At 63.6% G+C, this 23,285-nt stretch carries 20 protein-coding genes; 12 read left to right on the plus strand and 8 right to left on the minus strand.

Annotated elements, in window-relative coordinates; translation table 11 throughout:
- Positions 1-23: 23 nt before the first annotated feature.
- The 3 genes from aztC to aztB are packed head-to-tail and all read right to left on the minus strand — an operon-like array spanning position 24 to position 3,075.
- The gene (aztC, locus tag JOE60_RS17700) at positions 24-935 is read right to left on the minus strand and encodes a zinc ABC transporter substrate-binding protein AztC (protein ID WP_167267929.1); all 912 of its coding nucleotides are present in this window, start codon (positions 933-935) and stop codon (positions 24-26) included.
- Positions 932-2,179, minus strand: coding sequence for an ABC transporter (locus tag JOE60_RS17705; protein ID WP_167267931.1), 1,248 nt, complete (start codon positions 2,177-2,179; stop codon positions 932-934). Before JOE60_RS17705 ends, aztC begins: the two co-directional genes overlap by 4 nt.
- Positions 2,180-2,181: 2 nt before the next feature.
- The gene (aztB, locus tag JOE60_RS17710) at positions 2,182-3,075 is read right to left on the minus strand and encodes a zinc ABC transporter permease AztB (RefSeq protein WP_167267934.1); all 894 of its coding nucleotides are present in this window, start codon (positions 3,073-3,075) and stop codon (positions 2,182-2,184) included.
- A 55-nt stretch (positions 3,076-3,130) separates the two neighbouring features.
- On the opposite strand from aztB, the gene JOE60_RS17715 reads away from it, so the two are divergent.
- Positions 3,131-3,778, plus strand: a complete 648-nt coding sequence (locus tag JOE60_RS17715; RefSeq protein ID WP_167267936.1) for an ATP-binding cassette domain-containing protein — start codon at positions 3,131-3,133, stop codon at positions 3,776-3,778.
- Between the two features lie 196 nt (positions 3,779-3,974).
- Entirely contained in the window at positions 3,975-6,236 is a 2,262-nt protein-coding gene (treS, locus tag JOE60_RS17720; protein ID WP_167267939.1) for a maltose alpha-D-glucosyltransferase, read from the plus strand.
- 62 nt (positions 6,237-6,298) lie between these two features.
- Here the strand turns inward: treS and ppk2 are convergent, their stop codons facing one another.
- Both ppk2 and JOE60_RS17730 read right to left on the minus strand, forming a co-directional pair.
- Positions 6,299-7,234 (minus strand): polyphosphate kinase 2, encoded by a 936-nt coding sequence (ppk2, locus tag JOE60_RS17725; protein ID WP_167267941.1) that lies wholly within the window; start codon positions 7,232-7,234, stop codon positions 6,299-6,301.
- A 90-nt stretch (positions 7,235-7,324) separates the two neighbouring features.
- The gene (locus JOE60_RS17730; RefSeq protein WP_167267943.1) at positions 7,325-8,242 is read right to left on the minus strand and encodes a MurR/RpiR family transcriptional regulator; all 918 of its coding nucleotides are present in this window, start codon (positions 8,240-8,242) and stop codon (positions 7,325-7,327) included.
- Between the two features lie 146 nt (positions 8,243-8,388).
- On the opposite strand from JOE60_RS17730, the gene JOE60_RS17735 reads away from it, so the two are divergent.
- Together JOE60_RS17735 and JOE60_RS17740 are read left to right on the plus strand one after the other, a co-directional pair.
- Positions 8,389-9,723 carry an exo-beta-N-acetylmuramidase NamZ family protein gene (locus JOE60_RS17735; protein WP_239528903.1) on the plus strand — a complete coding sequence of 445 codons (1,335 nt, stop codon included), beginning with the start codon at positions 8,389-8,391 and terminating at the stop codon, positions 9,721-9,723.
- 62 nt (positions 9,724-9,785) lie between these two features.
- Positions 9,786-11,804, plus strand: coding sequence for a glycoside hydrolase family 3 protein (locus JOE60_RS17740; protein ID WP_239528904.1), 2,019 nt, complete (start codon positions 9,786-9,788; stop codon positions 11,802-11,804).
- On the opposite strand, the gene JOE60_RS17745 is transcribed toward JOE60_RS17740, so the two are convergent.
- Positions 11,801-12,811: a YdcF family protein gene (locus JOE60_RS17745; protein WP_167267948.1), complete on the minus strand. Its 1,011-nt coding sequence runs from the start codon at positions 12,809-12,811 to the stop codon at positions 11,801-11,803. The two genes, JOE60_RS17740 and JOE60_RS17745, sit on opposite strands and share 4 nt — an antisense overlap.
- Before the next feature lie 79 nt (positions 12,812-12,890).
- Between JOE60_RS17745 and JOE60_RS17750 the strand changes: the two genes are divergently transcribed.
- The 4 genes from JOE60_RS17750 to JOE60_RS17765 are packed head-to-tail and all read left to right on the plus strand — an operon-like array spanning position 12,891 to position 16,336.
- Complete coding sequence (locus JOE60_RS17750) at positions 12,891-13,328, plus strand: VOC family protein (RefSeq protein ID WP_167268400.1); 438 nt, start codon at positions 12,891-12,893, stop codon at positions 13,326-13,328.
- Positions 13,329-13,388: 60 nt separating this feature from the next.
- On the plus strand, positions 13,389-13,748 hold the full coding sequence (locus tag JOE60_RS17755) for a metal-sensitive transcriptional regulator (RefSeq protein WP_167267951.1): 360 nt from the start codon (positions 13,389-13,391) through the stop codon (positions 13,746-13,748).
- A 39-nt stretch (positions 13,749-13,787) separates the two neighbouring features.
- Complete coding sequence (locus JOE60_RS17760; RefSeq protein WP_167267954.1) at positions 13,788-14,021, plus strand: heavy-metal-associated domain-containing protein; 234 nt, start codon at positions 13,788-13,790, stop codon at positions 14,019-14,021.
- Positions 14,022-14,029: 8 nt separating this feature from the next.
- Positions 14,030-16,336: a heavy metal translocating P-type ATPase gene (locus tag JOE60_RS17765; RefSeq protein WP_167267957.1), complete on the plus strand. Its 2,307-nt coding sequence runs from the start codon at positions 14,030-14,032 to the stop codon at positions 16,334-16,336.
- 9 nt (positions 16,337-16,345) lie between these two features.
- Here JOE60_RS17765 and JOE60_RS17770 read toward each other — a convergent pair whose 3' ends face one another.
- A complete protein-coding gene (locus tag JOE60_RS17770; RefSeq protein WP_167267960.1) occupies positions 16,346-16,618 on the minus strand; it encodes a DUF2277 domain-containing protein in 273 nt (90 codons plus the stop codon).
- Positions 16,619-16,773: 155 nt separating this feature from the next.
- Here JOE60_RS17770 and JOE60_RS17775 point away from each other — a divergent pair, with 155 nt between their 5' ends.
- On the plus strand, positions 16,774-17,037 hold the full coding sequence (locus JOE60_RS17775; RefSeq protein ID WP_011776688.1) for a WXG100 family type VII secretion target: 264 nt from the start codon (positions 16,774-16,776) through the stop codon (positions 17,035-17,037).
- A 56-nt stretch (positions 17,038-17,093) separates the two neighbouring features.
- Here the strand turns inward: JOE60_RS17775 and JOE60_RS17780 are convergent, their stop codons facing one another.
- Entirely contained in the window at positions 17,094-18,122 is a 1,029-nt protein-coding gene (locus tag JOE60_RS17780; RefSeq protein ID WP_167267962.1) for an EamA family transporter, read from the minus strand.
- 71 nt (positions 18,123-18,193) lie between these two features.
- On the opposite strand from JOE60_RS17780, the gene JOE60_RS17785 reads away from it, so the two are divergent.
- From JOE60_RS17785 to JOE60_RS17795, 3 genes are all read left to right on the plus strand, one after another.
- Positions 18,194-18,736, plus strand: coding sequence for a CGNR zinc finger domain-containing protein (locus JOE60_RS17785; RefSeq protein WP_167267964.1), 543 nt, complete (start codon positions 18,194-18,196; stop codon positions 18,734-18,736).
- Between the two features lie 138 nt (positions 18,737-18,874).
- The gene (locus JOE60_RS17790) at positions 18,875-21,610 is read left to right on the plus strand and encodes a DUF7927 domain-containing protein (protein WP_167267967.1); all 2,736 of its coding nucleotides are present in this window, start codon (positions 18,875-18,877) and stop codon (positions 21,608-21,610) included.
- Between the two features lie 89 nt (positions 21,611-21,699).
- Positions 21,700-23,184 carry a SpaH/EbpB family LPXTG-anchored major pilin gene (locus JOE60_RS17795; protein WP_167267969.1) on the plus strand — a complete coding sequence of 495 codons (1,485 nt, stop codon included), beginning with the start codon at positions 21,700-21,702 and terminating at the stop codon, positions 23,182-23,184.
- Positions 23,185-23,285: the final 101 nt, after the last annotated feature.

A 23,285-nucleotide genomic window follows, 5' to 3' on the forward strand; every position in this document is an offset into this window, starting at 1 on the left:
AATCTGCGTGGGTGTGATGATGGTCAGGCCTTCAGGCCCGTGGCGATGCGTTCGGTATTTGCCCGCATCATGTCCAGGTAGGTTGGAGCGCCGCCGTCGGGTCCCGTCAGGGATTCGGTGAACAGTTCCACCACCCTGACGTTGACGCCAGCCTCGCTGGCCAGGACCTGGACCAATCGGTCCGGCTGCGATGAGTCGGCAAAAATACTGGGTACTCCGGCGTTCCGGATGGCCTCGCTGAGCTGCCGAAGATCGGCAGCACTCGGCGCAGCCAGGGTTGTCCCGCCGGGGATCACGGCTCCAACCACTGTGAAGTCGAATCGCTGGGCCAGGTAGCCGAACACATGGTGGTTGGTGACCAGGGCCCGGCGTTCTTTGGGAATCGCGGCAAAGGTCCCTGTCATCTCCGCGTCCAGCCGTGAGAGCTTGTCCTTGTAGGCCGCGGCGCTGGCAGCAAGGCGCGCAGTGTCGATTCCCTTGATGCTGCGGGCCTTGGACTCCAGGGCGTCAACAACTTTCAGCATGGCGGCCGGATCGGTCCAGAAGTGCGGATCGGCAACGCCTTCCGCGTCGCCGGAGCTGTAAGGCACGACGTCGATCACCTCACCTGCCACCAGGGCGGGGGCACCCGCTGCGGAGGCCCTGTCCAAGTGCTGTTGCAGTCCTTCCTCCAGGCCAAGCCCGTTGGAAACCACCAGGTCCGCGCGCCCCATGGAGGCTGCTTGCTGGGCGGAAATCTCGAACGAATGCGGGTCGGCGTTGGGTTGCATCAATGTGGTCACCTCCACCTGATCGCCCAGCACCTCCCGCGTGACGTCCCCCAGGATGTTGGTGGTGACCACCACCTGCGGTTTGCCGGTGCTCCCGGGAGCAGAGCACCCCGAAAAGGTGAGCGCCGCCAGAACGGTCAACGCCAGCGCTGCAGCCCGCCTCATCGTCCTGTCTCCATCAGATGGACGGGCTGGGTGGGCAGGGTCAAGGTCCGGGCAACCCGCGCGTCATCGGCGTAATCGATCTCATGCACAACACCTTCAGCGGGTGCGTTGACGTAGGCACGCTGCGCGTCCACCGTCACGTCCACCGCGCCTTTCATGGCGGGGTCCGCCAGCGTGGACTCCAGGAGCGGTTTGGTGACGGACGCGGGCTGTTTGGTCCCGGCGTCGTACACCTGGACGGTGCCGTCCGCACCTACCACCACCACGTGGTGTTCGGCGTCGTCCACCGCCGCAGCGGCCAGCACGGGAACCTGGGTGGGCAGCCAATCCCAGGTCCGCTGGCGGGTATTCAGCAGCCAGACACCAGCATCGGAACCCAGCCCGGCAACCGTGGGCCGGCCCTTCCTTCCATTGAATGTGGTGGCCGGGGCCGCAGCGCCCTCCGGGTATGCCACCTTCTCCAGGACCGGCGTTGACCCATCGGTGGTGGCAATCAAGGCGCCATCGGCACAACCGATCACCACTCCCACCCTGGTGGTGATGGTTCCAGCCGCCGCCGGGCAATCGGCGGTAACCAGTTCCTTGCCGCCGGCATCCAGGGCGCGAACGCGCGCCGGTTGGCCCGCACTGTTTGCCTCCGTGACCACTGCCCCCTCGCCAAGGGGCGCGATCAATCCCTGATGAGGCGGTGTTTTGATCCTCAGCTTCTCGGAAATCTCTCCGGTGGACAGCGCCTGGTTGTCCACCAGGACTGCCTCGCCGGAGCCAGGGAAGAAGATCCCCGTTGTTCCGGCCGTGGACAGCATGCCTGTGGCAACGGTGGCAGTCCCGCTGCCGGCCACCTTCCCAATGTTTTTCGCTTCAGCCCGGTAGTAGTGGAAGTGATCCACGTGGTCCCAGGTCCACGCCCCGCTGTCCACCACGTCAACACCCGTACTGTTCGCGGCAAAGACGTACCGGCCGTCCGTACTGACACTGTCAGGGGGATCCACTGCGCCCAGCAGCGAATCCTTTCCGGTGAGGAGGTCCAGCATGGAAGCTTTCCCCTGCGTATCGATCGACACCAGGTGCAGCTGCGGCTCCGCGACTTCCGCCGCCCCGGCCACTGCGCCGTGACCGGTTCCGGAGGGCGCGGGGCTGTCCTGCCCGGCCGCTGTTTGTGGTGCTGTTTGTGGTGCATCCGTGCCGGCGCAGGCCGTCAGGAAAAGGAGAGCCAGTGCGGCCGCAGGTGTTCGGAGTTTCATTGCTACTTTCCAGTGGGAATTGCGGAAGTCAGGACCGGGGAAGGCGAAACGGGCTCCGGTCGGCTCTGGTCCTGCCTGCCGCGCCCCACTGCCAGGCGGGCCACAGCCGAGGAGATGGCTGCCAGCAGCACTGCCGCCATGGCGATCGAGGCGCCGGCGGCGGTGCCCGCGTACCAGGAGCACAGCAGGCCCACGACGACGGCGACCATGCCAAATGTTGCGGCGGCCACCATCCGGGCGGGGATGCTGCGTGTCCACGGAGCCGCAGCAACTGCCGGCGCCAGCAGGAGTCCCACCACCAGCAGGGTTCCAACTGCTTGGTAGGAGGAGACGACTGCCAGGGTCACCAGACCCACCAGGGCCAGCTGGGCCAGCTGGGGCCTAAGTCCCAGGGTTGTGGCGATGCGGGAGTCGAACGCCGCGGCCACAAAGCTGCGGTGCAAAACCCCGGCAATCGTCACGGTGACCAGCACCGCAATGAGCAGCCCGGCCACGTCGGCCCCCTCCAGGGCCAGGATGTCGCCGAAGAGCATTGCGGTGGCATCCGTGGCGAAGGAGCGCGAGTGGGACACAATGATCACCCCCAGGGAGAGCATTGAGACGAAGAGCAAGCCGATGCTGGTGTCGTAGGACAGGCGGCCGCGCCGCTGCAGCAGGCTGATCAATGCGCTCATGACGACGGCGCTGACCGCCCCTCCGAGGATTGCGGGTGCGCCGGCGATGGTTGCCAGGGCGACGCCGGGAAGCATGCCATGGCCGATCGCTTCACCCAGGAAGGCCATCCCGCGGATCACCACCCACGTCCCCACCACGCCGCAAATGATCGCTACAAGGGTGCCGCCCAGCAACGCCCGGAGGACGAAGTCGGCGGTGAAGGGTTCGATTAGCCAGTGCACGCCATAACCCTAGGTGTTATTGAGACCCATTATCAAATAGGGCTAGAATCAGAGTGTGCCTTCTTCCGATAACGCCCTCCGCGCGCGCAACCTCCACTTCAGCTTTGACGGCAAACCCGCCCTGCGGGCCGTGGACCTTGATCTGCCGTGGGGCTCTGTGACCGCAATAGCCGGGCCCAATGGTGCCGGAAAATCCACGCTCATCGAGATCCTGGCGGGGGCGCGTTCCGCCGATCAGGGCCAAGTGGAACGCGCAGGAGACCTGGCCCTGGTAGTTCAGCGCGTGGCAGTGCCGGACTCACTTCCCCTCACCGTCCAGGAAGTAGTGGCCATGGGCACTTGGGGCCGGGCAGCAGGGGGGCGCCGACCCACAAGATTCGGGGCCAAGGAGCGGCGGGCCAGGGTGGAGGAAGCCCTGGACAGGGTCCGGATGACAGAACAGGCGGCACTGCCCTTCAATGCCCTTTCGGGCGGCCAGCGGCAACGGACGCTGCTTGCCCAAGGCATCGCGCGGCGGGCGCGGATCTTCCTCCTCGACGAACCCGCAGCGGGCTTGGATCCGGAAAGCCGCGAACGGACGCGTGCAATGCTCGCCGCTGAGGCCGGCCGCGGCGCCGCGGTGGCCTGCGTCAGCCATGACCACAGCCACATTGCTGCGGCAGATCGCGTGGTCACTCTCCGGGACGGGATCCGCATCAGCTGACTCCGCAGGGTCCGTCCCGAGTCCATTAGGGGACACCCACCACGCCGCAACCGCAAGACTCACTTGGCTTCGAGGTCGACAAACAGCTGCCAAGGATGCTTAGCATGATTAATGCGGGCAAGCCCGGGTATGTGTGACCTCTTGAATGACCTCGAAAGGCCGGCGCTGTTGCGGCGGCCAGTTAAAGGAGAAAACTGTGCGGGAGCCTGTTGCCGATCAGAGCGTGACCGAAGTGGACCAGACGCCGGAAGAAGCCCAGGAAACCTCAGCCGAGTCTCCCGAGATCACTTTTGATGAGCAGTTTTACCCGGCGCGGCCCAAAGCGCTGCGGCCAATCGCCCGCCGTCGTCAATTCTTCGCGGCCAAACCGTCGCTGGAGTTCGACGGCCTCAACAAGACCTACGTCGATTGGCTCCGCAACCAGTCCATGCTGGGCGACGCCAACACCCTGGCCCGGCAGCTTTCAGGCCAAGCCAGCATGTGGCAGAACTCCTACGCCCGCCCCAACCCGCGGGCAGCCGTGGAACGTGCACCGGTTTGGTTTACGGCCTACCCGCTCTCCTTCATCACCAAGGACGGGCAGTCCTTCCTCTCCGCCCTTGGCGATCCGGAACTTTGGGATGCCTTCAGGGAAATCGGCATCCGCGGCCTGCACACCGGGCCGGTGAAGTTGGCCGGCGGCATCCGCGGCTGGTCGCAGACACCCAGTGTTGACGGACACTTCGACCGCATCAGCATGGCGATCGATCCCGCGTTTGGAACCGAGGAAGAATTCCGCCAGATGTGCGAGGTCGCCGCCGACCATGACGGAACGGTCATTGATGACATCGTTCCGGGCCACACCGGCAAAGGTGCCGACTTCCGGTTGGCCGAGATGAATTTCCGGGACTACCCCGGCATTTACCACATGGTGGATATCCCCGAAGAAGACTGGCACCTGCTTCCCGACGTCCCTGAGAACCAGGACTCCGTCAACATCAGCCCCGAGGCGGAGAAAGCCCTCCAGCAGGCCGGTTACATCATCGGCCGGCTGCAGCGCGTCATCTTCTACGAGCCCGGCGTCAAGGAAACCAACTGGAGCGCCACCAAGGCGATCGTGGACACCCAGGGCAAAAAACGCCGCTGGGTCTACCTCCATTATTTCAAGTCCGGCCAGCCGTCCATCAACTGGCTGGACCCCACCTTCGCCGGCATGCGCCTGGTGGTGGGCGATGCCCTGCACTCCCTGCTGGACCTGGGCACGGGCGCCCTGCGCCTTGATGCCAACGGCTTCCTGGGCGTCGAAAAGAGTGCCGAGGAAGAGCCCGGCTGGTCAGAAGGCCACCCGTTGTCCGAGGCAGCCAACCAGCTGATCGGTTCCATGATCCGCAAGGTGGGCGGATTCTCCTTCCAGGAACTGAACCTGACCATTGATGACATCAAGGCCCAGTCGGAGTCCGGGCCGGACCTTTCCTACGACTTCATCACCAGGCCGGCCTACCACTACGCCCTGGTGACCGGTGATACGGAATTCCTTCGGCTTACCATGAAGCTCTCCATGGAGATCGGAGTGGACCAGGCATCACTGGTGCACGCCCTGCAAAACCATGACGAGTTGACCTACGAGCTCCTTCACTTTGCTGCAGGCCACCGGGATGACGTCTTTGAGCTGGGCGGGGAAGAACTCACTGGTGCGGAAGTAGCGGACAAGGTCCAGAACACCATGCGCGAGCGGCTCACGGGTGAGAACGGACCGTACAACGCCGTCTTCACCACCAACGGCATCGCCTGCACCACGGTCAGCTTCCTCATGGCCGCTTTGGGCGTCAAGGACCCGGAGGCGATCACGCCTGAGCAGGAAGCCCAGGTGCTGGACGCCCACGTGCTCCTGTCCATGTACAACGCCCTGCAGCCCGGTGTTTTCGCATTGTCCGGCTGGGACCTCACGGGCATCATCGCCCTGGACCGGGAGACCGTTGGCGAGCTCACGTCCCAGGGTGATACCCGGTGGATCAACCGCGGCGCGCACGACCTCATGGGAACCAGCCCGGATGCCACCACGTCCCTGGCCGGCATGCCCCGCGCCCGGAGCCTGTATGGCGCCTTGCCGGAGCAGTTGAAGGACTCCAACTCCTACGCCCGCCGGCTCCAGCAGATCCTTACGGTGCGGGAGCAGTCCGGCATTGCCACCAGCACGCTGCTGGATGTACCCGACGTGTCCAACAAGGGCCTGCTGGTCCTGGTGAACCAGCTGGCGGACGAGTCATTGCAGGTCACGGTCCTGAACTTCTCGGATCAGGACATCGCGGGCAGCATCCAGTCGTCGCACCTGGTCCCTGGCGCAACGGTTCACGATCTGTTCAGCGGCGAGGACATCAGCCAGGTGGACGACCTCTGCAGCTTCTTCCTGGAGCTCAAGCCCTTCCAGGGCACTGCGCTGCTGCTGAAGAACCCGGTGGAGGAAGACGTCACCGAATAGGAGTACGACGTCGGCACTCACGGTGAGTGCCGACGTCGAGGTTTGGCGTCGTTTGCTGGGCGCTAGTCGCCCACGGCGTCACGGCCACGGCGGACGATCAGCGGATCGGCGTCGTAAACCACCGAGGTGTCCTTGTCCTCATAGTCGAACTGGTTGAGGAAGTAACGCAAGGCGTTGATGCGGGCGCGCTTCTTGTCGTTGGATTTGATGGTGATCCACGGCGCGTGATCGGAGTCGGTGTACAGGAACGTACGCTCCTTGGCGTCCGTGTACTCATCCCACCTGTCCAAGGATGCCAGGTCCATGGGCGAGAGCTTCCACCGGCGGACGGGGTCGATCTGGCGTATCGCGAAGCGGGTGCGCTGTTCCTGCCGGGTCACGGAGAACCAGAATTTGGTCACATGGATTCCGGCGTCCACCAGCATCTTTTCGAACACGGGTGCCTGGCCCATGAAGGTGTCGTATTCGTCATCCGTGCAGAAGCCCATGACCCGTTCCACGTTGGCGCGGTTGTACCAGGAGCGGTCGAACATGACGATCTCGCCGGCGGTGGGAAGGTGCTGGATGTAGCGCTGGAAATACCACTGGCCCTGCTCGCGGTCCGAGGGCTTGGCAAGCGCGACTGTCCGGGCGTGGCGCGGGTCAAGGTGTTCGTTGAAGCGCTTGATGGTGCCGCCCTTGCCGGCCGCGTCCCTGCCTTCGAAGACGATCACGTGCTTGAGGCCGAGGTCCTGTCCCCAGTATTGGAATTTCAGCAACTCGATCTGCAGGCGGTACTTCTCGACCTCATACTCGTCCCGGGTCATCCGCAGTTCGTAGGGATAATCCTCATTCCAGGTTTCCACTGCGGATCCACCGGGATCGATCAGTTCCGGGTCCTCGCCCTGCCCGCCGCTGATGGTGTAACCCAAGTCCACCAGATGGTCGATCGTCTCGCGCAGGTTGTCCCTGACCCACCAGTCATCCAGTGATGTGGATAGTGGGGTTCCCTCCGTCATGCGGTCCTCCTGGTCAGCGGTGTAGTGCCGGGCAGCCTAACAAGCGTTGGTGACGGGAACATGAACAGACCCCATCCGCGCGCCTGGCTCTCAACCCTGGCCACCCTCCGGATTGGCCTTGGGGAGTTTGCGGCCCTGGACAGCGGCGTGCGTCTTTTGCAGCGCCGGGACAGATGCGTCATGGGAACGCTGGGCCACTCCCACGAAGAGGCAGTCCACCACCATCATTTGGGCGATGCGGCTGCCCATTGCGCCGGACCTGAAGGGGGTCTCGCGTGCGGCCGTGCTCAGCACAACATCGGCAGCACGCCCCAGGGGGGAGTCGGCGTGGTTGGTGATGGCAACCGTAACCGCACCGGCCGCTTTGGCTGCGAGGGTGAAATCAACGGTGTCCACGGTGGTCCCCGAGTGCGAGATCGCCACAGCCACGCCGTCGCGGCCCAGAAGCGCGGCTGAAGCCAAAGCGGCATGAACGTCCCACCAGCTGAAGGAAACAAGCCCGATCCTGTGCAGTTTCTGCTGCAGGTCCTGGCCCACCAGTCCTCCTGCCCCGACCCCGAAGATGTCGATCTTCCGGGAACCTGCCACCGCGTCAACAGCGGCGGCGAGGCGATCGACGTCGAGCACCTGGGCGGTGTCCGCGATGGACATGGTCTCGTTGAAAGCAATCTTGGACACGATGTCCTGCAGGGAATCGCTGGTGTTGACGTCTTCGTAAACCTCGGCCGGTACGTTGTGGACCAGGCTTTCGCGGGCGGTTTCCCGGGCAAGGTCCAGGCGAAGATCGGAGTAGCCGCGGTATCCCACCTTTTTGTAGAAGCGGACCACCGAGGTGGTGGATGTCCCGGACTGCCCGGCGAGATCGGCGATGGACATCGTCGCAGCCCGCGAAGGGTCAGAGAGCACCAATTCTGCGACTGCCCGCTCCGAGGGACGCAGCGCGGGAATGACGGAACGGATCCGCACCAGCACGGTCCGCGATGACTGACCGCTTGGAGCCTCAACCATGGTGTTCCCTCCCGATGATCCGGCCGTCCCAGCCCTGCCGGAACGTCCATGTAAATAACTTACCTAAGAATTGCTTTTTCGGTAATTCATTGACGCATCCCGGAGAGGCTAATACGGTCGATGTAAGCAACATCACAAAACTTGTCATGATCCCCGCTCACCTGGAAAGGCCCGCCATGACACTGGACCGCAGAAAACTTCTCCACGCTTCGGGGCTTGCCGCCGCGGCTGCCGCCGTCGCGCCTTTTGCCCCGGCCGCGAGCGCTGCCGCCCATGCTCCCCTGCAGGGCGCGCGCCCCGGGAAGCCGGGGACTGTGGTCAACGGCGCCGACACCGCAGCCGCCGGGAACTGGAGCATCTTTGCGGGTCGCCGGGTGGGTGTGATCACCAACCCCACGGGTGTCTTGGGCAACTTCCGCTCGATCGTGGACGACATGGCCGGCAAAGGGGTTGACGTGCGCGCCGTCTTCGGTCCTGAGCACGGATTCCGTGGGACGGCCCAGGACGGCGCCAGCGAGGGGACGTCCATTGACCCGCGCACCGGCATCACCGTGTACGACTCCTACGGCGCCACGGTTGACGATTACGTGGGTTACTACAGGAAGTCCGGCGTGGACACTGTGTGCTTCGATATCCAGGATGTCGGGGCGCGTTTCTACACCTACATCTGGACCATGTGGGACGCCATGCAGGCAGCATCCCGGACGGGCAGCAGGTTCGTGGTCCTGGACCGCCCCAACCCCATCGGCGGACAAGCGAGGGGCCCCGTGCTCCAGCCCGGCTTCGAGTCCGGCGTCGGACGGCCGGGGATTGCCCTGCAGCACGGCATGACAGTTGGAGAGCTCGCCAAATACTTCAACGCGGTGCACCTGCCGGCCGCCGGGCTGACTCCCCTCCAGGACCTCCAGGTGGTGGAAGTGCAGGGTTGGCGGCGGGACATGACGGGTCCGGACAACAGGGCGTCCTGGATCCTGCCGAGCCCCAACATGCCCACCCCGGAGACCGCCATCCTGTACCCCGGCACGGCTCTTTTCGAAGCCACCAACATGTCCGAGGGCCGCGGAACCACCCGCCCTTTCGAGCTGATTGGCGCCCCTTACGTGGATTACCGCTGGGCCGAGGCCCTCAACGGCAAGGGCCTCGTCGGTGTCACGTTCCGCGAGGCCAGCTTCCAGCCCACCCTGTCCAAGAACCAGGGCGTCATCTGCGGAGGAGTCCAGGTGCACATCACCGATCCCACCCGCGTGGAGGCCCTGGACGTCGCTGTCCACATGCTGGTGGAAGCCAAACGGCTGTACCCGGGCTTCGCGTGGCGCGGCGACGCCGGCCGCTGGATGGGGCTGCTGAGCGGGTCCGCCCGCTTTGCCGGACAGCTCGACGCCGGCGCTGACGCCCGCACCATCACGGACAGTTGGCGGGCGGAACTGGGTCAGTTCGTCCGGGATACCCGCCAATACCTTCTCTACAACGGCCCACGCTAGGCCATCCGGGAACACTCACCATGGAGATTGGGATGCACATGCTCAGAAAAGGAACTACGTTGATGACGGCAGCCGCCACTGCACTGTTAATGACGGGTGCGGGGACCCTCACCGTTGCGGGTGCCGCAACGGCCGCCGATACCCCCGGCAGCGCCCGCACGACGACGGCCAGCACCGCACCGGACATCGGGGCGATGATCTCGGGAATGTCCCTGGACGAAAAGATCGGCCAGATGACCTGGACACACGTCTATGGTTCCTCGGCTGATGACGCGTCCATGGCGGCCAGCAACCAGGCCCGCTACGGCGTCAATACACCGGCCGACGTGGTAGCAAAATACCACCTCGGCGGCGTCCTCTACTTCGCCTGGTCCGGGAACACCAACAACCCCCAACAGGTGGCTGGGTTGTCCAATGGCCTGCAGGAGACTGCAGTGGGCAAGGACGGAACGGGGATCCCACTGGCTGTCACCATTGACCAGGAAGGCGGTCCGGTGGCACGCATTGGATCACCGGCCACCGTCCTCCCAGGCAACATGGCCCTGGGCGCCGCGGCGGACACCGGCCTGGCGAAGGCCCAGGGCGCAATCCTGGGCTCGGAGATGCGGGCCATGGGCATCAACGTGGACTTCGCGCCCGTCCTGGACCTCAATTCCAATCCGGACAATCCCGTGATCGGCGTCCGTTCCATGGGCGAGGACCCCGCGCTGGTCAGCGCGTTGGGAGTGGCCCAGATTGAGGGAATGCAGAACCACAACGTTGGCGCGGCGGCCAAGCACTTCCCCGGCCACGGCGACACCTCGGTGGACTCCCACTACGGGCTGCCCACCGTCACCTACGATCGCGAGACCCTGAACCAGCACCTTAAGCCTTTCAAAGCCGCTATCGACGGTGGCGTGGACATGGTCATGACGGCACACATCATTGTCCAAGCCATTGACCCGGAGATGCCGGGGACTCTTTCCCACAAGGTGCTCACCGGATTGCTCCGCGATGAGATGGGCTTCAAGGGACTCGTGACTACGGACGCCCTGGACATGGCAGCCATGGCTGCAGAGTGGCCGCAGGAGGAAATCGCGGTCAAGGCCATCCAGGCCGGCTCGGATATCCTCCTCAACTCCCCGGACGTGGACGCCTCGTTTGCCGGGGTTCGTGCCGCCGTCGAGTCCGGTGACATCACCGAAGGGCGCCTGGACCAGTCCGTCCGGCGGATCCTTGAATGGAAGGTCAAGCGGGGCGTCTTCGGGCAGCCCATGGCCGACCCCGCAGCCGTGGGCAATCTCGTGGGGACAGCCGGGAACCTGACCACGGCCAACCTGATCTCGGACCGAGCCGTGACCATGCTGCGCAACGGGGACCGGGTGCTGCCCCTGGCATCCGGCAGTTCGGTGCTGGTGGTGGGCGCGGGTTCCGGACAGCCGGAAACCGTGGGGCCCGCCCTCAGGGAACAGGGCTTTACCGTCACCGGGGACTTCGAGAATGGGAACTCACCCTCAGCTGCCTACCGGGCACGGGCGGTGGCCGCTGCGGCCGGTGTGGATGCGGTGGTATTCGCCTCGTACAACGCCACAACCAACGCAGCACAGCAGCAGATGGTGGCCGAACTCGCGGCCACCGGAACCCCCGTGATCGTGGTTGCAACCCGCAATCCCTACGACATCAGCGTCTTTCCCGGCGCCCGTGCCGTGCTCAACAGCTACGGGACCAACAAGGTCAACTTCCACGGTGTTGTCCGCGCCATCTCCGGCGCGGTCAACCCGGGGGGCAAGCTGCCGGTCAATATACCGGCCGCCGGCGGCGACGGCGTCTTGGTTCCGTTGGGATTTGGCCTGAGGTATGACGTTGCGACGCCGGCGGCTGTCGCCTTTACGGACAGGCCCGGAAAGGGCCAGGATTCCTTCACCATCCCCGCTGTTCAAGGCGTGACGTATCTGCTGGGTGGCAAGGTAACCGCGGCCGGAACCTACAGGAAACCCGAGGGCACGGTGACCATCACCGCAATCCGTGGGAAGGGTTACGTTTTCCCTAAAGGTGCCGTCACGGAATGGAGCCACACGTTCACCACGGGACTCCCCCGCTAAACAACGGAGGAGTTCATCAGTGCCACCGTGATGAGCAGGGCAATCCCGAACATCGGAAGGCACAGGACGATGTTCGTCAGGCGGTTGTCCCTCATCACGGCCACGAACTCACGGAGGAACGCACTGGGCACAAAATACCTGGCGGTGGGGGCGCCCACCACCTCCGCGTTGATCTTCCGGCGTCGGGACAGAAGGGCCGCGCGGAGTACGTGGTAGTTGTTGGTACACACCAGCACAGGCCCTTGGATCCCCTGGTTCGCGAGCAGGGCCATGGAGAAGTCAAGGTTCTGGCGGGTGGTGGTGGCCCGGTTTTCTTCCAGGACGTCGCCGGAAGCAGCCCCCTTTGCCACCAGGTATTCCTTCATTGCCGTGGACTCGGGCCGGGGTTCATCCGGGCCCTGGCCCCCGGAAGGCACCAGTAACGGCCTGGCTGGTGCGGCGCCGTCGTAAATCTCCAGGGCCTTGTTGAGGCGGGCCGCCAGAAGCGGCGGAACCTGACCGTCAATCAGCCCCGAGCCCAGAACAATCACCGCAGCCGGGTTGGGCGTGAAACGCATCCGCGAATAGACCAGGGCGTAGCCCAGGAACACCACAAAGGCACAGCCCAGGTAAGCGCAGAGAAAGAAGGCCAATGCGGCGAGGCCGGCCAAGGCCGGCTGCCCGCTCAGGACAAAAAGGACGGCTACCACCGGAGCGAGGAATACGGCCAGCCCAACGGCTATGGGCAGGAAACTGCTGACGCCGGGGCCTTCCCTCCGGACCATGGTGGCACCGTTGGCGATCAGGAAACCGGCGAAGACGAAGATGCTCACCACCGGGACCACTACTACCACCAGATTCAGCCACTCGAACCAGGGATTCAGGCCGATCAGGAACTCCAGGAGGGCCTGGAGGAGGAACCACGCCGCCACCAGCAGGAGCACACCGTTACGGAGCCTGCGACGATCAGACTGGTAGGAGGCAAGGAAAACCCCCGCGAAGAGAAGTCCAAGGACCAGGGTCAGCATGGTCCAAGCCTATGCGCTCACCCGCATGGACCCGGCCGGACTCTGGAGATCGTCGTGGGGCCTTGGTAGCTTCGAGTCCATGAGCATCAAACTCGAGAATGTAGGGATTGCTGTTGGGGATATCGAAGAGGCCATAGCCTTCTTTACCGATTTGGGACTCTCTGTCGTGGGCCGCGACACCGTAAGCGGGGAGTGGGCAGACACGGCAGTGGGCCTGGATGGTAACCACGCCAAGATCGCGGTCCTCAAGACCCTTGACGGCCATGGGCAGTTGGAACTCTTCGAATACATACATCCGGACGCGATCCAGACGAGCCCCACCCTCCCGAATGAGATCGGCATGCACCGGGTCGCCTTCTCCGTGGACGACATCGAACAGTCACTGGTGATAGCAGCCAAGCATGGATGCACCCCCCTGCGCGGGGTGGCCACCTACGGCGACATCTACAAGCTGACATACCTCCGCGGCCCCAGCGGCATCCTGGTGATGCTGGCGGAGGACCTCACCAAGAAGTAACCCCAGGATACCCCCAGGGGGTACTTGATTTGATACCCCCTTGGGGTATATCTTGAGGTCATGAACACTCCGGATCTGAGCATGAATCCTGCTGCAGAGGTTGAGGTGGACCTGGCCAGCGTGGCAACGCATGGCTACACGAGCAACAAAGATGCCTACCTCAAACGGTTGAAACGCATCGAAGGGCAGGTCCGCGGAATCGCGCGCATGGTGGAGGACGACAAGTACTGCATCGACATCCTTACCCAGATCGCCGCAGCCACCAAGGCCCTCCACGCGGTCAGCCTTGGGCTCGTAGAAGAGCACATCGGCCACTGTGTGGTCGGGGCGGCTTCCGAGCCCGACCCCGAAGCCCGCGCAGAGCGGATCGACGCCAAAGTCAAGGAGGCAACCGATGCCATCGGGCGCCTGCTGCGGTAATTCCGCAAACTACCCCACACCAATACCAAGGAGCACCCCATGAGCCAGTCCATCCAAACCAACGTCAGCGTTTCCGGCATGACCTGTGGGCACTGCGTCTCCAGCGTGAGCGAAGAACTTGAATCGCTCAGCGGCGTCGAAGGCGTAGCCGTAGACCTCAATCCCGGCGGGTTGTCCACCGTGACCATCACATCAACCAAGCAGCTGTCGCCGTCGGAAATCGGCGAGGCCGTGGCAGAAGCCGGCTACCTGGTGGTAGCCAACGAAGCCTAGGAGTTCCCTTGAGCAACCAGGAGACTTTCAACCAACCCGTACCCCGGGTTATCGAACTCGACATTGAGGGCATGACCTGCGCCTCATGCGTCAATCGGGTGGAACGGAAACTGGGCAAACTTGAGGGCGTGGAGGCCAGCGTCAACCTTCCGCTCGAATCGGCGCACGTCACGGTGCCCGCGTCAGTGACGGACCAACAAATCGTGGACACCGTCAACGCAACTGGCTATAAGGCCACGATCCGCCACGCCCCGGCACCGCACACGGAACATACGGCGCGCATGGATCACGCGGAACACGAAGACCACGTGGCCCACGGAGACCACATGGCGCACGGGCCAGCAGCTTCGACGCTCCGCCCGCGCCTGATGGTCGCAGCGGTACTGACCATCCCCGTGTTCGCAATCTCAATGATCCCCGCCCTCCAGTTCGCCCACTGGGGCTGGGTTGCAGGTGCGCTGGCACTGCCAGTGGTCAGCTGGGCGGCCTGGCCTTTCCACCGGGCTGCCGCCATCAATGCCCGCCACATGGCCTCCACCATGGACACGCTGGTGTCCATCGGCGTGATCGCTGCGTACCTGTACTCCGCCTGGCAGTTGTTCGCGGATCCCCGGATGACCGAGCACCCCGGCATGGAAAGCATGGCAGGCGGCGGGCTGTACTTCGAGGTCGCCGCCGTGGTCACCACGTTCCTGCTCCTGGGGCGCTACCTTGAGGCGAACGCGAAGGCCAAGGCCGGCAATGCGCTCAAGGCCCTCCTGGATCTGGGCGCCAAGGACGCCACCATCCTGGTGGGCGGCGTGGAGCGAAAGGTTCCGGCCGATCAACTTCTGGTGGACGACGTCATAGTGGTCCGCCCCGGCGAAAAGATCGCCACCGACGGCGTGGTCACGGACGGCACCTCCGCCGTTGACGCTTCACTGGTGACGGGTGAATCCGTGCCTGTGGAGGTTGGCCCCGGAAGCGCAGTGACGGGCGCTACCATCAACACGTCCGGACGCCTGCTGGTCCGCGCCACACGCGTCGGTTCAGACACCACGCTCGCCCAGATGGGTCGCCTCGTCAGCCAGGCGCAAACAGGGAAAGCGCCCATTGCCCGGCTGGCGGACAGGATCAGCTCTGTCTTCGTGCCCATCGTGCTGGTCATCGCCCTGGTCACTTTTGCCCTGTGGCTGTTCTTCTCCGGCGACCTCAACGCAGCTTTCACGGCCGCCGTCGCTGTCCTGGTCATTGCGTGCCCTTGCGCCTTGGGCTTGGCCACCCCCGTCGGCCTGCTCACGGGAACGGGACGCGGCGCCCAGTTGGGCATTCTCATCAAGGGCCCACAGGTCCTTGAGGACACCCGGCACGTGGACACCATATTGCTGGACAAGACCGGAACAGTGACCAGCGGCAAGCTTGCCGTGGACCACACCATCGGCGTGAACGGCCATTCGCCGGCGACGGTCCTGGCGCTGGCAGGAGCCGTTGAAAACGCTTCGGAGCACCCGATCGCCCACGCGATCGCTGCTGCCGCGCAAGAAGCATTGCACGACGCCGGCAGCCTGCCTCACGTTGAGGGCTTCAGTTCCGCTCCGGGCGGCGGCGTCCGGGGAACCGTTGCGCTGGACGGAGCAACAAGGAGTGTCGTCGTCGGGCGCTCCGGATGGCTCGAAGAGAACAGCGTCACGATCGACGCAGATCACCATGAAGCACTTACCGCCGAGGAAAATGGCGGCGCTACGGCGATCTGGGTTGCCGTCGATGGGCGGCCCGCTGGCATCATCAGCCTGAGCGACACCATCAAACCCGGTTCGGCAGCAGCAATCCGGAAGCTGAAGGACCTGGGCATACGTCCCATCCTGTTGACCGGAGACAACGCTGCCGTGGCCGCCCAAGTGGCTTCCGCCGTCGGGATTTCCGCCGATGACGTGTTCGCCGGCGTCCTGCCGGAGGGCAAGGTGGAGGCGGTCAGGAAACTGCAGGCGGCGGGCGCCACGGTGGCAATGGCCGGCGATGGCGTCAATGATGCTGCCGCCCTGGCGCAATCGGATCTTGGCATCGCCATGGGATCGGGCACCGATGTTGCGATCGAGGCCTCGGACCTCACCGTCATGGGCAGCGACCTGGGTCAACTGGCGCAGGCGATTGAACTGTCCCGGAAGACCCTGTCCACCATCAAAACAAACCTGTTCTGGGCGTTCTTCTACAACGCAATCGGGATCCCCGTCGCTGCGCTTGGCTTCCTGAATCCCATGATCGCAGGGGCTGCCATGGCTGCGAGCTCGGTCCTGGTGGTGGCCAACTCGCTCCGGCTCAGGTCCTTCGGGAAATAGCTGCCGGAGTTACGCGGCTCCGAAGCGGACCGCTGAACGGGCTTTCGCCTTGGCCGCTTCTTCCTCCCGGTTCTTTGCAGGAGCCTGGCTCACCAAGGAGTCCAGGAGATGCTGCGTAATATGCGCGATCTCATGAACGGCCTCGTTGAAAGCCTCTTCGTTGGCCTTGGACGGCTTGGTGGATCCGCTGATTTTCCGCACATATTGCAGGGCAGCGGCCTCCACTTCGGCATCCGTGGCATGCGGTTCAAAGTTGTGGAGAGTCCTGATGTTCCGGCACATAAACCCATGCTAACCATGGGCACCACTCCATGGGGAGGGGTGCCCATCGACGGGTTTGCGGAACGCACGATAGGTTTTAGCTATTGGATCTTCCGGATGAGCCGGAGGCCTGGGGATGCCGAAGAGCTCGGGTCCGAACAATGAAGGAGAATCTCATGGCTATTTGGGGTGCAGATGTTGATCAGCTTCGTCAGCTCGGTAACAAGCTGAAGGCAGGCGCAGAGAACATTGAGCAGCAGCGTTCGCAGCTCAAGGGTGCTCTTGACGGCACCGACTGGAAGGGCCCGGACGCTGACAAGTTCCGCGGCGAGTGGGACAGCCAGCACGCTTCGAACCTGAAGAAGGTGGCAGACGCCCTTCGCGAAGCCGGCGACCGCGCTCAGAAGAACGCCGAGCAGCAGCAGCAGGCCTCCAACTAAGACAGTTGGGAAGAATGCCCGGACGCACAGCGTCCGGGCATTCTCTTGTTAAGGGCCTATTTCTCGGTGACGTTGACGACGGGAACCGGTTCAACGTCATTGGGATGGTCCAGGGCGGGTGTTGCGGGATTCGGGGCCGCCGAGGCCTTGTCTCCGCGGAGCTCGTCCACCCGGACCAGGACCACGCCGCCAACAATCAGCAATCCGCCCAGCAGCTGAATCGTTCCCGGCAACTCGCCCAACAGCAGCCAAGCCCACAGCACCGCAAACAGCACCTCGGTCAGGGAGACGAAAGAAGCCACCTTGGATCCCAGGCTTCGGGCCGCCATGATGCCGGAAACATAAGCCAGAACGGTCGCCAGGATCACCAACCCCACAGCGGAAACCCACCACGGCGTGGTCCAGGGGCCCAACGTTGTGTCGGCCGTGCTGAACGTCATGGGCAACACGCCCGCCAGGCCTGCCAACCACATCACTGCTGCTCCCACAACCAGTCCGCCGGAGGCGAGAACCAGCGGAGGGAGACTGTCATTTTCCTTGGCGGTGATAAAGAAATAGATGACAAGGCAGACGGCCGCCGCCATCCCCCACAGGACGCCGACAAAATCGACTTTCACCGCGCCCGTCAGGTCCAGGACCAGCACCAGCCCACCCAAAGAGAGCAACGCCCCCGCCGACGTGAGGGCCCGGGGCCTGCGGCGGCTGGCAATCCACAGCCACAGCACAATCATCACCGGCGCCAGGTACTCCAAAAGCAGAGCTACGCCGACGGACAAACGTGCCACCGCGTTGAAATAGAAGAGCTGGCAGCCCGCCACGCCAATGAGGCCAAAGAGCAGGATGGTCAGCCAGTTGTCCTTCAGCTGGTGCCAGCGTCCGCGGAGAACCACGACGGCGGGTAGCAACAAAATCAGGGCAGCGCCGGTCAAGCGCACAGCAACTGCGGCTCCGGGCGACCAACCCGTCTCCAGCATCGACTTGGCAAAAGAGCCGGACGTGCCGAAAACTGCGGAGGAAAACAAAGCGATGCCGAGTCCCGATGCCAGGAATCCCTTTGCATCAGCCTTCGTCGTTGGAGCTGACACAGCAGCCTCCTGTCAGGAGTAAAGTGGGCTTATGGTCATGACATTACTCCCGGACGATGTAAGGAGTCAAAGTGCTTTTTGCGCCTGACACTGAGGTGGCCCTGCGCAGTGTCGTCAACTTGATCAACAGCGCCGCCAACGGCGGGGAGTTGCTGAACACCGTGGCCGACCTGGACGCCTTCCTGGATAGGGAAGAGTTCACCGGGGCGCGGTCCCGGAATGCAGCGGAACTACGCAGCATCAAGCAGCTTCGCACTGAACTTGCGGCACTCTGGAGCTCCGACGAAGACACCGCGGCCATGTCCGTCAACAAGCTGCTGGCCGACGCCAACGCTTTGCCACAACTGGTACGGCATGACCACTGGGATTGGCACCTCCATGCCACCACCCCGGAAGCCCCACTGGCTGACCGCATGGGAACGGAAGCAGCCATGGCCATCATTGATGTGATCCGCAGCAAGGAGATGGAGCGCATGCGTGTCTGCGCGGCAGAAGACTGCGACGCCGTGGTGCTTGACCTGAGCCGCAACCGCTCCAAGCTCTACTGCGACACCGGCAACTGTGCCAACCGCGCCCACGTTGCGGCCTACCGGGCCCGGAAGGCGAGCGCCTAGTCGCTTTGTCTTCAAATGTGATCAGCATCACATAAAGTTCTTCGACATAATCCAATTTGGCTCCGCACTAACAACCCGAAGCAAGAAGTCCCGGCTCTCCATAGCCGGGACCCAAAAGGGCGTTAGGAAGAGTTCACAATGCGGAAGCAGTCCGGGCAGCAGCATGCCCTCACCCACAACGGACCGGGTGAGCGGCCACTCCATTCGGTGTTGGCTTTGCTCGTCTCCGTGTTCCTGGCTGTCGCAAGCCTCTCAACCTTCGCACTTATCGGCACACCCGCTCCGGCAGCAGCTGCACCTGGCTCCCCTGGAGTCACCCAGCCCGGCACCTTGATCTACAGCGAAGACTTCTCCAATCAGAGTGCAGCCAGTGCACCCATCCCCCTGGGTTCCTATGCAGGCGGAACGGCAGCACAGAACGAGCAGTACACTGCGGATGCGGCCTGGCTCCCCGGCTTCCAGGCGTGCAATGGCTGGATCCTGCGGCAGAGCACTCCGCTGCCTGCCAATGGAGGCACCATCGTCAACAACGATCAGTGCAACCGGAACGGCGGTATCAACTTCCTTCGCGACATGGCCTTCGTCATGGGCAAATACCAGGGCATGACTGATGCGCAGGCTGCGGAGAACCAGATCCTCAGCGAATACACCAACACCACCACAGGTATTCAGCCCGCCGGCCTGCAGCTTCAAACCACCAAGAACACTATCCCTACCATCGCAGGCCACTACTACGCGATCTCGGGAATCTTCGCGGAAACCAACTGCTTCTCCAACCACGCCAGCCAGGAATTCTCCATCCTTGTCAATGGCGTAGCCACTGTGGTGGGCTCGAACCTGGACCCCTGCGCCGATCCCAGCAGGCAAGTCATCAACTACGGCAATACCAACTACAGTGTGGCCAAGCTCCAGTCCGGGGCCATCCAGGTGCCCCTGACCGGCACCACGCCAACACTGGGCATCCGGGTACGGAACCTGACGGCTACCGGAACCGGCAATGATGTTGGCTTCGACCTCCCGCAGCTGGTGGACGTTACACCGCAACTGGACAAGTCCTTCTCGCCCACCAGCATCTACCAGGGCCAAAACACGGTCCTGACCTACACCGTCACCAACACCAGCGACCTCATGGCCAAAAATGGATGGCATTTCGTGGACACGCTGCCCAACGGCTTGACCGCGGCGGGCCCTCTGGGCGGCACTTGCGTCCGCACCGCAGGATCGGTTTCGGGCCGCACAGTGGACGTCACCGGCAACCTGGCACAGGGCAGTTCATCGTGCACCATCACCGTGACCGTCACCAGCAACACCCCTGGCGCCTACAACAACTCCGGCTGCGTGGCCAATGACGGCACGGCAATCGCCAACTGCACCAACAACTTCCCCACCATCACGGGTCTCTACTCGCCAGGAACCGCGCCGTTGACCGTCCGCCCGGTGGTGGACCTGTCCATCACCAAGAAAGCCAACATCACCGCGTACGTTCCCGGCCAGCCCATCACCTACACGGTGGTGGTATATAACAACGGACCCAGCGACGCCATCAATGCCGTGTTCACTGATCCCCTGCCGCCTTCCATCCAGGGTGCGACCTGGACCTGCGCTGTGACTCTGGCCGGAACCGCAAACCTGTCGCCCATGGGCCCAACGGCCTGCAATGCCCCCACGGGCTCCGGCAGCATCTCCGGGACCGTCCGGATCAACACCGGTGGAACGCTGACCTACACGGTCACGGGCACGGTGGCAGCGGGCGCCACCGGAAATATCGTCAACACTGCCACCATCGCGCCGGCGGCCCTGACGGCCGTTCCCAACATGCCCGGCGGTGGACCCAACCCCGTACCGGGTTCCAGCACCCAGGTACCAACGGTCGATCCCGCATGTCCACCGCTGCCCGGTGTGGGCTGTTCGGCAACGGTGAGCACCCCCGTTGACCCCCAGTGGACCATCAGCAAGACCGCTACCGTGAACGGCTCTTCCGCCGACAGCCCGTCCGTGAAGCCCGGCGACACCATCACCTACACCGTCACTGCCACCAGCAACCGCGGCCAAATTAACAACGTTGTCCTGACCGACAATTTGTCAGATGTCCTGGATCAGGCCACGTTTGTGCCCGGTTCCGCCCTGCTGACCATTGGCAACGCAGCACCGGTGGCCGTCAGCAACCCCGCCGTCGGGTCCACCACCCTGACAACCCAGGCATTTACGCTTCCGGCTGGCCAGACAGCCACGCTGAGCTACAAGGTCACCGTCAAGCAGGACGCCTGGAGTTCCCAGCTGGTGAACGTCGTCACCGGTTCCGGCAGTGTGGTTCCCGTCCGCTGCGCCACGAACACAGGTCCCGTGGCTCCGGAATGCAGCACCACCCATCGGACGCCGGCAAAGTTCCTTCTTGAGAAAGTCGGAGAATCCTCCAACGGCAGTTGGGTCCCCATGGCGGGCTCTTCCTGGAGCATCCACAACGACGCTGCCGGAAAGCCTGGCGCGGTCAACACCGGCTACACGGTGGCTGCCATCCCGTCCCAAACCGGGCAGTTCCAGATTGAAGGCATCGAGCCAGGCGTGTACTGGCTCGAGGAAACCCAGGCCCCGCAAGGGTTCAACCTGCTGGCCGAACCCGTTCAGTTCACGGTGGCCGCAAACGGTGCAATAACACTCGGCCCCGGCACCGGCGGCGGCGTAGTTACTGCCGCAGACGCCGATGCAAACGGAATCTACTTGGTGACTGTCCGCGACGTTCCCGCGCTGAAACTGCCGGAATCGGGCGGCATGGGCTGGTGGCCCTTCACCGCTGGCGGGGCCTCGCTTCTCTTGGCAGCCCTGGCAATGGCCCACCGAACCACCCGCCGCGCCACGTCTCATTCATCCATCTGACCTAATCCTCAGCCTGCCGAACAACGGTACGGCTGCATCTCCCAGAATGTTCGCTCCGAGCATCGCACCACCACAAGAAAGAGGAAAAAGTGAGTAATCCCAACTCCCGGCGTCTTTGGAAGACCGCCGCCGCCACCATTGCCGGGGCGGTGTTGGCAATGTCCTTCTCCGTCGCGCCCGCCACTGCTGCACCGCTGGTTGACGGAACGCAAAAAGGTTCCATTACCGTTCATAAGTTTGAGCGCCCTTCCACTCCCACCGGCCTGCCGAACAACGGCACGTCCGTGGACACCACCGGCCTCACCCCGTTGCAGGGCATCCAGTTCAGCATCCAGCAGGTCAATACCATTGACCTGTCCACCAACGCAGGATGGGATGCGGCCCATAACCTGAGCAGCGTCTTCTCCCCCGCCAACCCATCGGGCTCCATCACCGGCGCCGGATTCACCCTGGGCACCAGCCAGTCACAGACCACCGATGCCGCAGGAACAGCTGCCTTCGGCAACCTGCCGGTGGGCCTGTACCTGGTAACCGAGACCAACTACCCCGCGGGCGTTACCCCGTCGGCACCGTTCCTGGTTTCGGTGCCCCTGACGGATCCGGACAACAAGGACAACTGGCTTTACAACGTCCACGTTTACCCGAAGAACTCCATCACGGGTGCTGAAAAGACCGTTACGGATGCTCCGGACGTCAAGCTCGGCGATCAGATCGACTTCACCATCACCGGCGACATCCCCAACGAAGCTGTGATTGACGGCTACAAAATCGTTGACGCACTCGATGCCAAGCTGACCTACGTGGGCGCCACTGCAACACTGGTTGACGGCACCACCATCACTGCCGGCACCCACTACAACGTGGTGTTCGATGCCGCCAGCAACACGGTTTCAGTGGTCTTCACCCCCGCCGGCCTTGCTGTCCTGGCCGCCCACAACGACACCAGGGTCCAGGTAGTCGTCAACACCACGGTCAACACCATCGGTGAGATCGAGAACGAGGCATTGGTCTACCCGAACCTCGGCAGCTTCACTGCTCTCCCCGGCCAGCCCGGCGGCCCCATCGTCACTCCTCCGGTTGTCACCAAGTGGGGCGAAATGACGTTGCAGAAAGTCAACGAGAACGGCGCAGCACTTGCCGGAGCTTCCTTCTCCGTGTTTGCCACAGAGGCTGACGCGAAGGCAGGCACCAACGCGATCGCCCTCAACGGCCAGACCACCTTTGCTGTTGCTGCTGATGGCACCCTCACCATTTCCGGTCTGCGCTACTCTGACTGGGCCAATGGCGCTGCCGTAGCTCCAGGTTCCGCGGATTACCGGACCTACTACTTGGTGGAAACCACGGCACCGTCCGGATACGAACTCCTGGCCGAGCCGATCTCCTTCCTGATCAACCAGGCCTCCACCACCGTTGGCATTGACCTGCAGGTCAAGAACATCCCGTCCAACAGCGGCTTCCAGCTGCCCCTCACCGGTGGCACGGGAACCGGTGTCCTGTACGCCGCCGGAGCCCTCCTGGTAGTGGGTGCAGGTCTCCTGCTGGTCCGCTCCCGCCGCAGCAGCACCAACAGCTAGACGCCAGGGACACGACCGGTCCGCAGCATGAACCAAGTGGGGAAGATCGCCGAACATGCGCTCTTCCCCACTTTGCTTCCCCAGAGCACACCCCAGGATCC

Source organism: Paenarthrobacter ilicis (assembly GCF_016907545.1).
Lineage (GTDB): Bacteria > Actinomycetota > Actinomycetes > Actinomycetales > Micrococcaceae > Arthrobacter > Arthrobacter ilicis.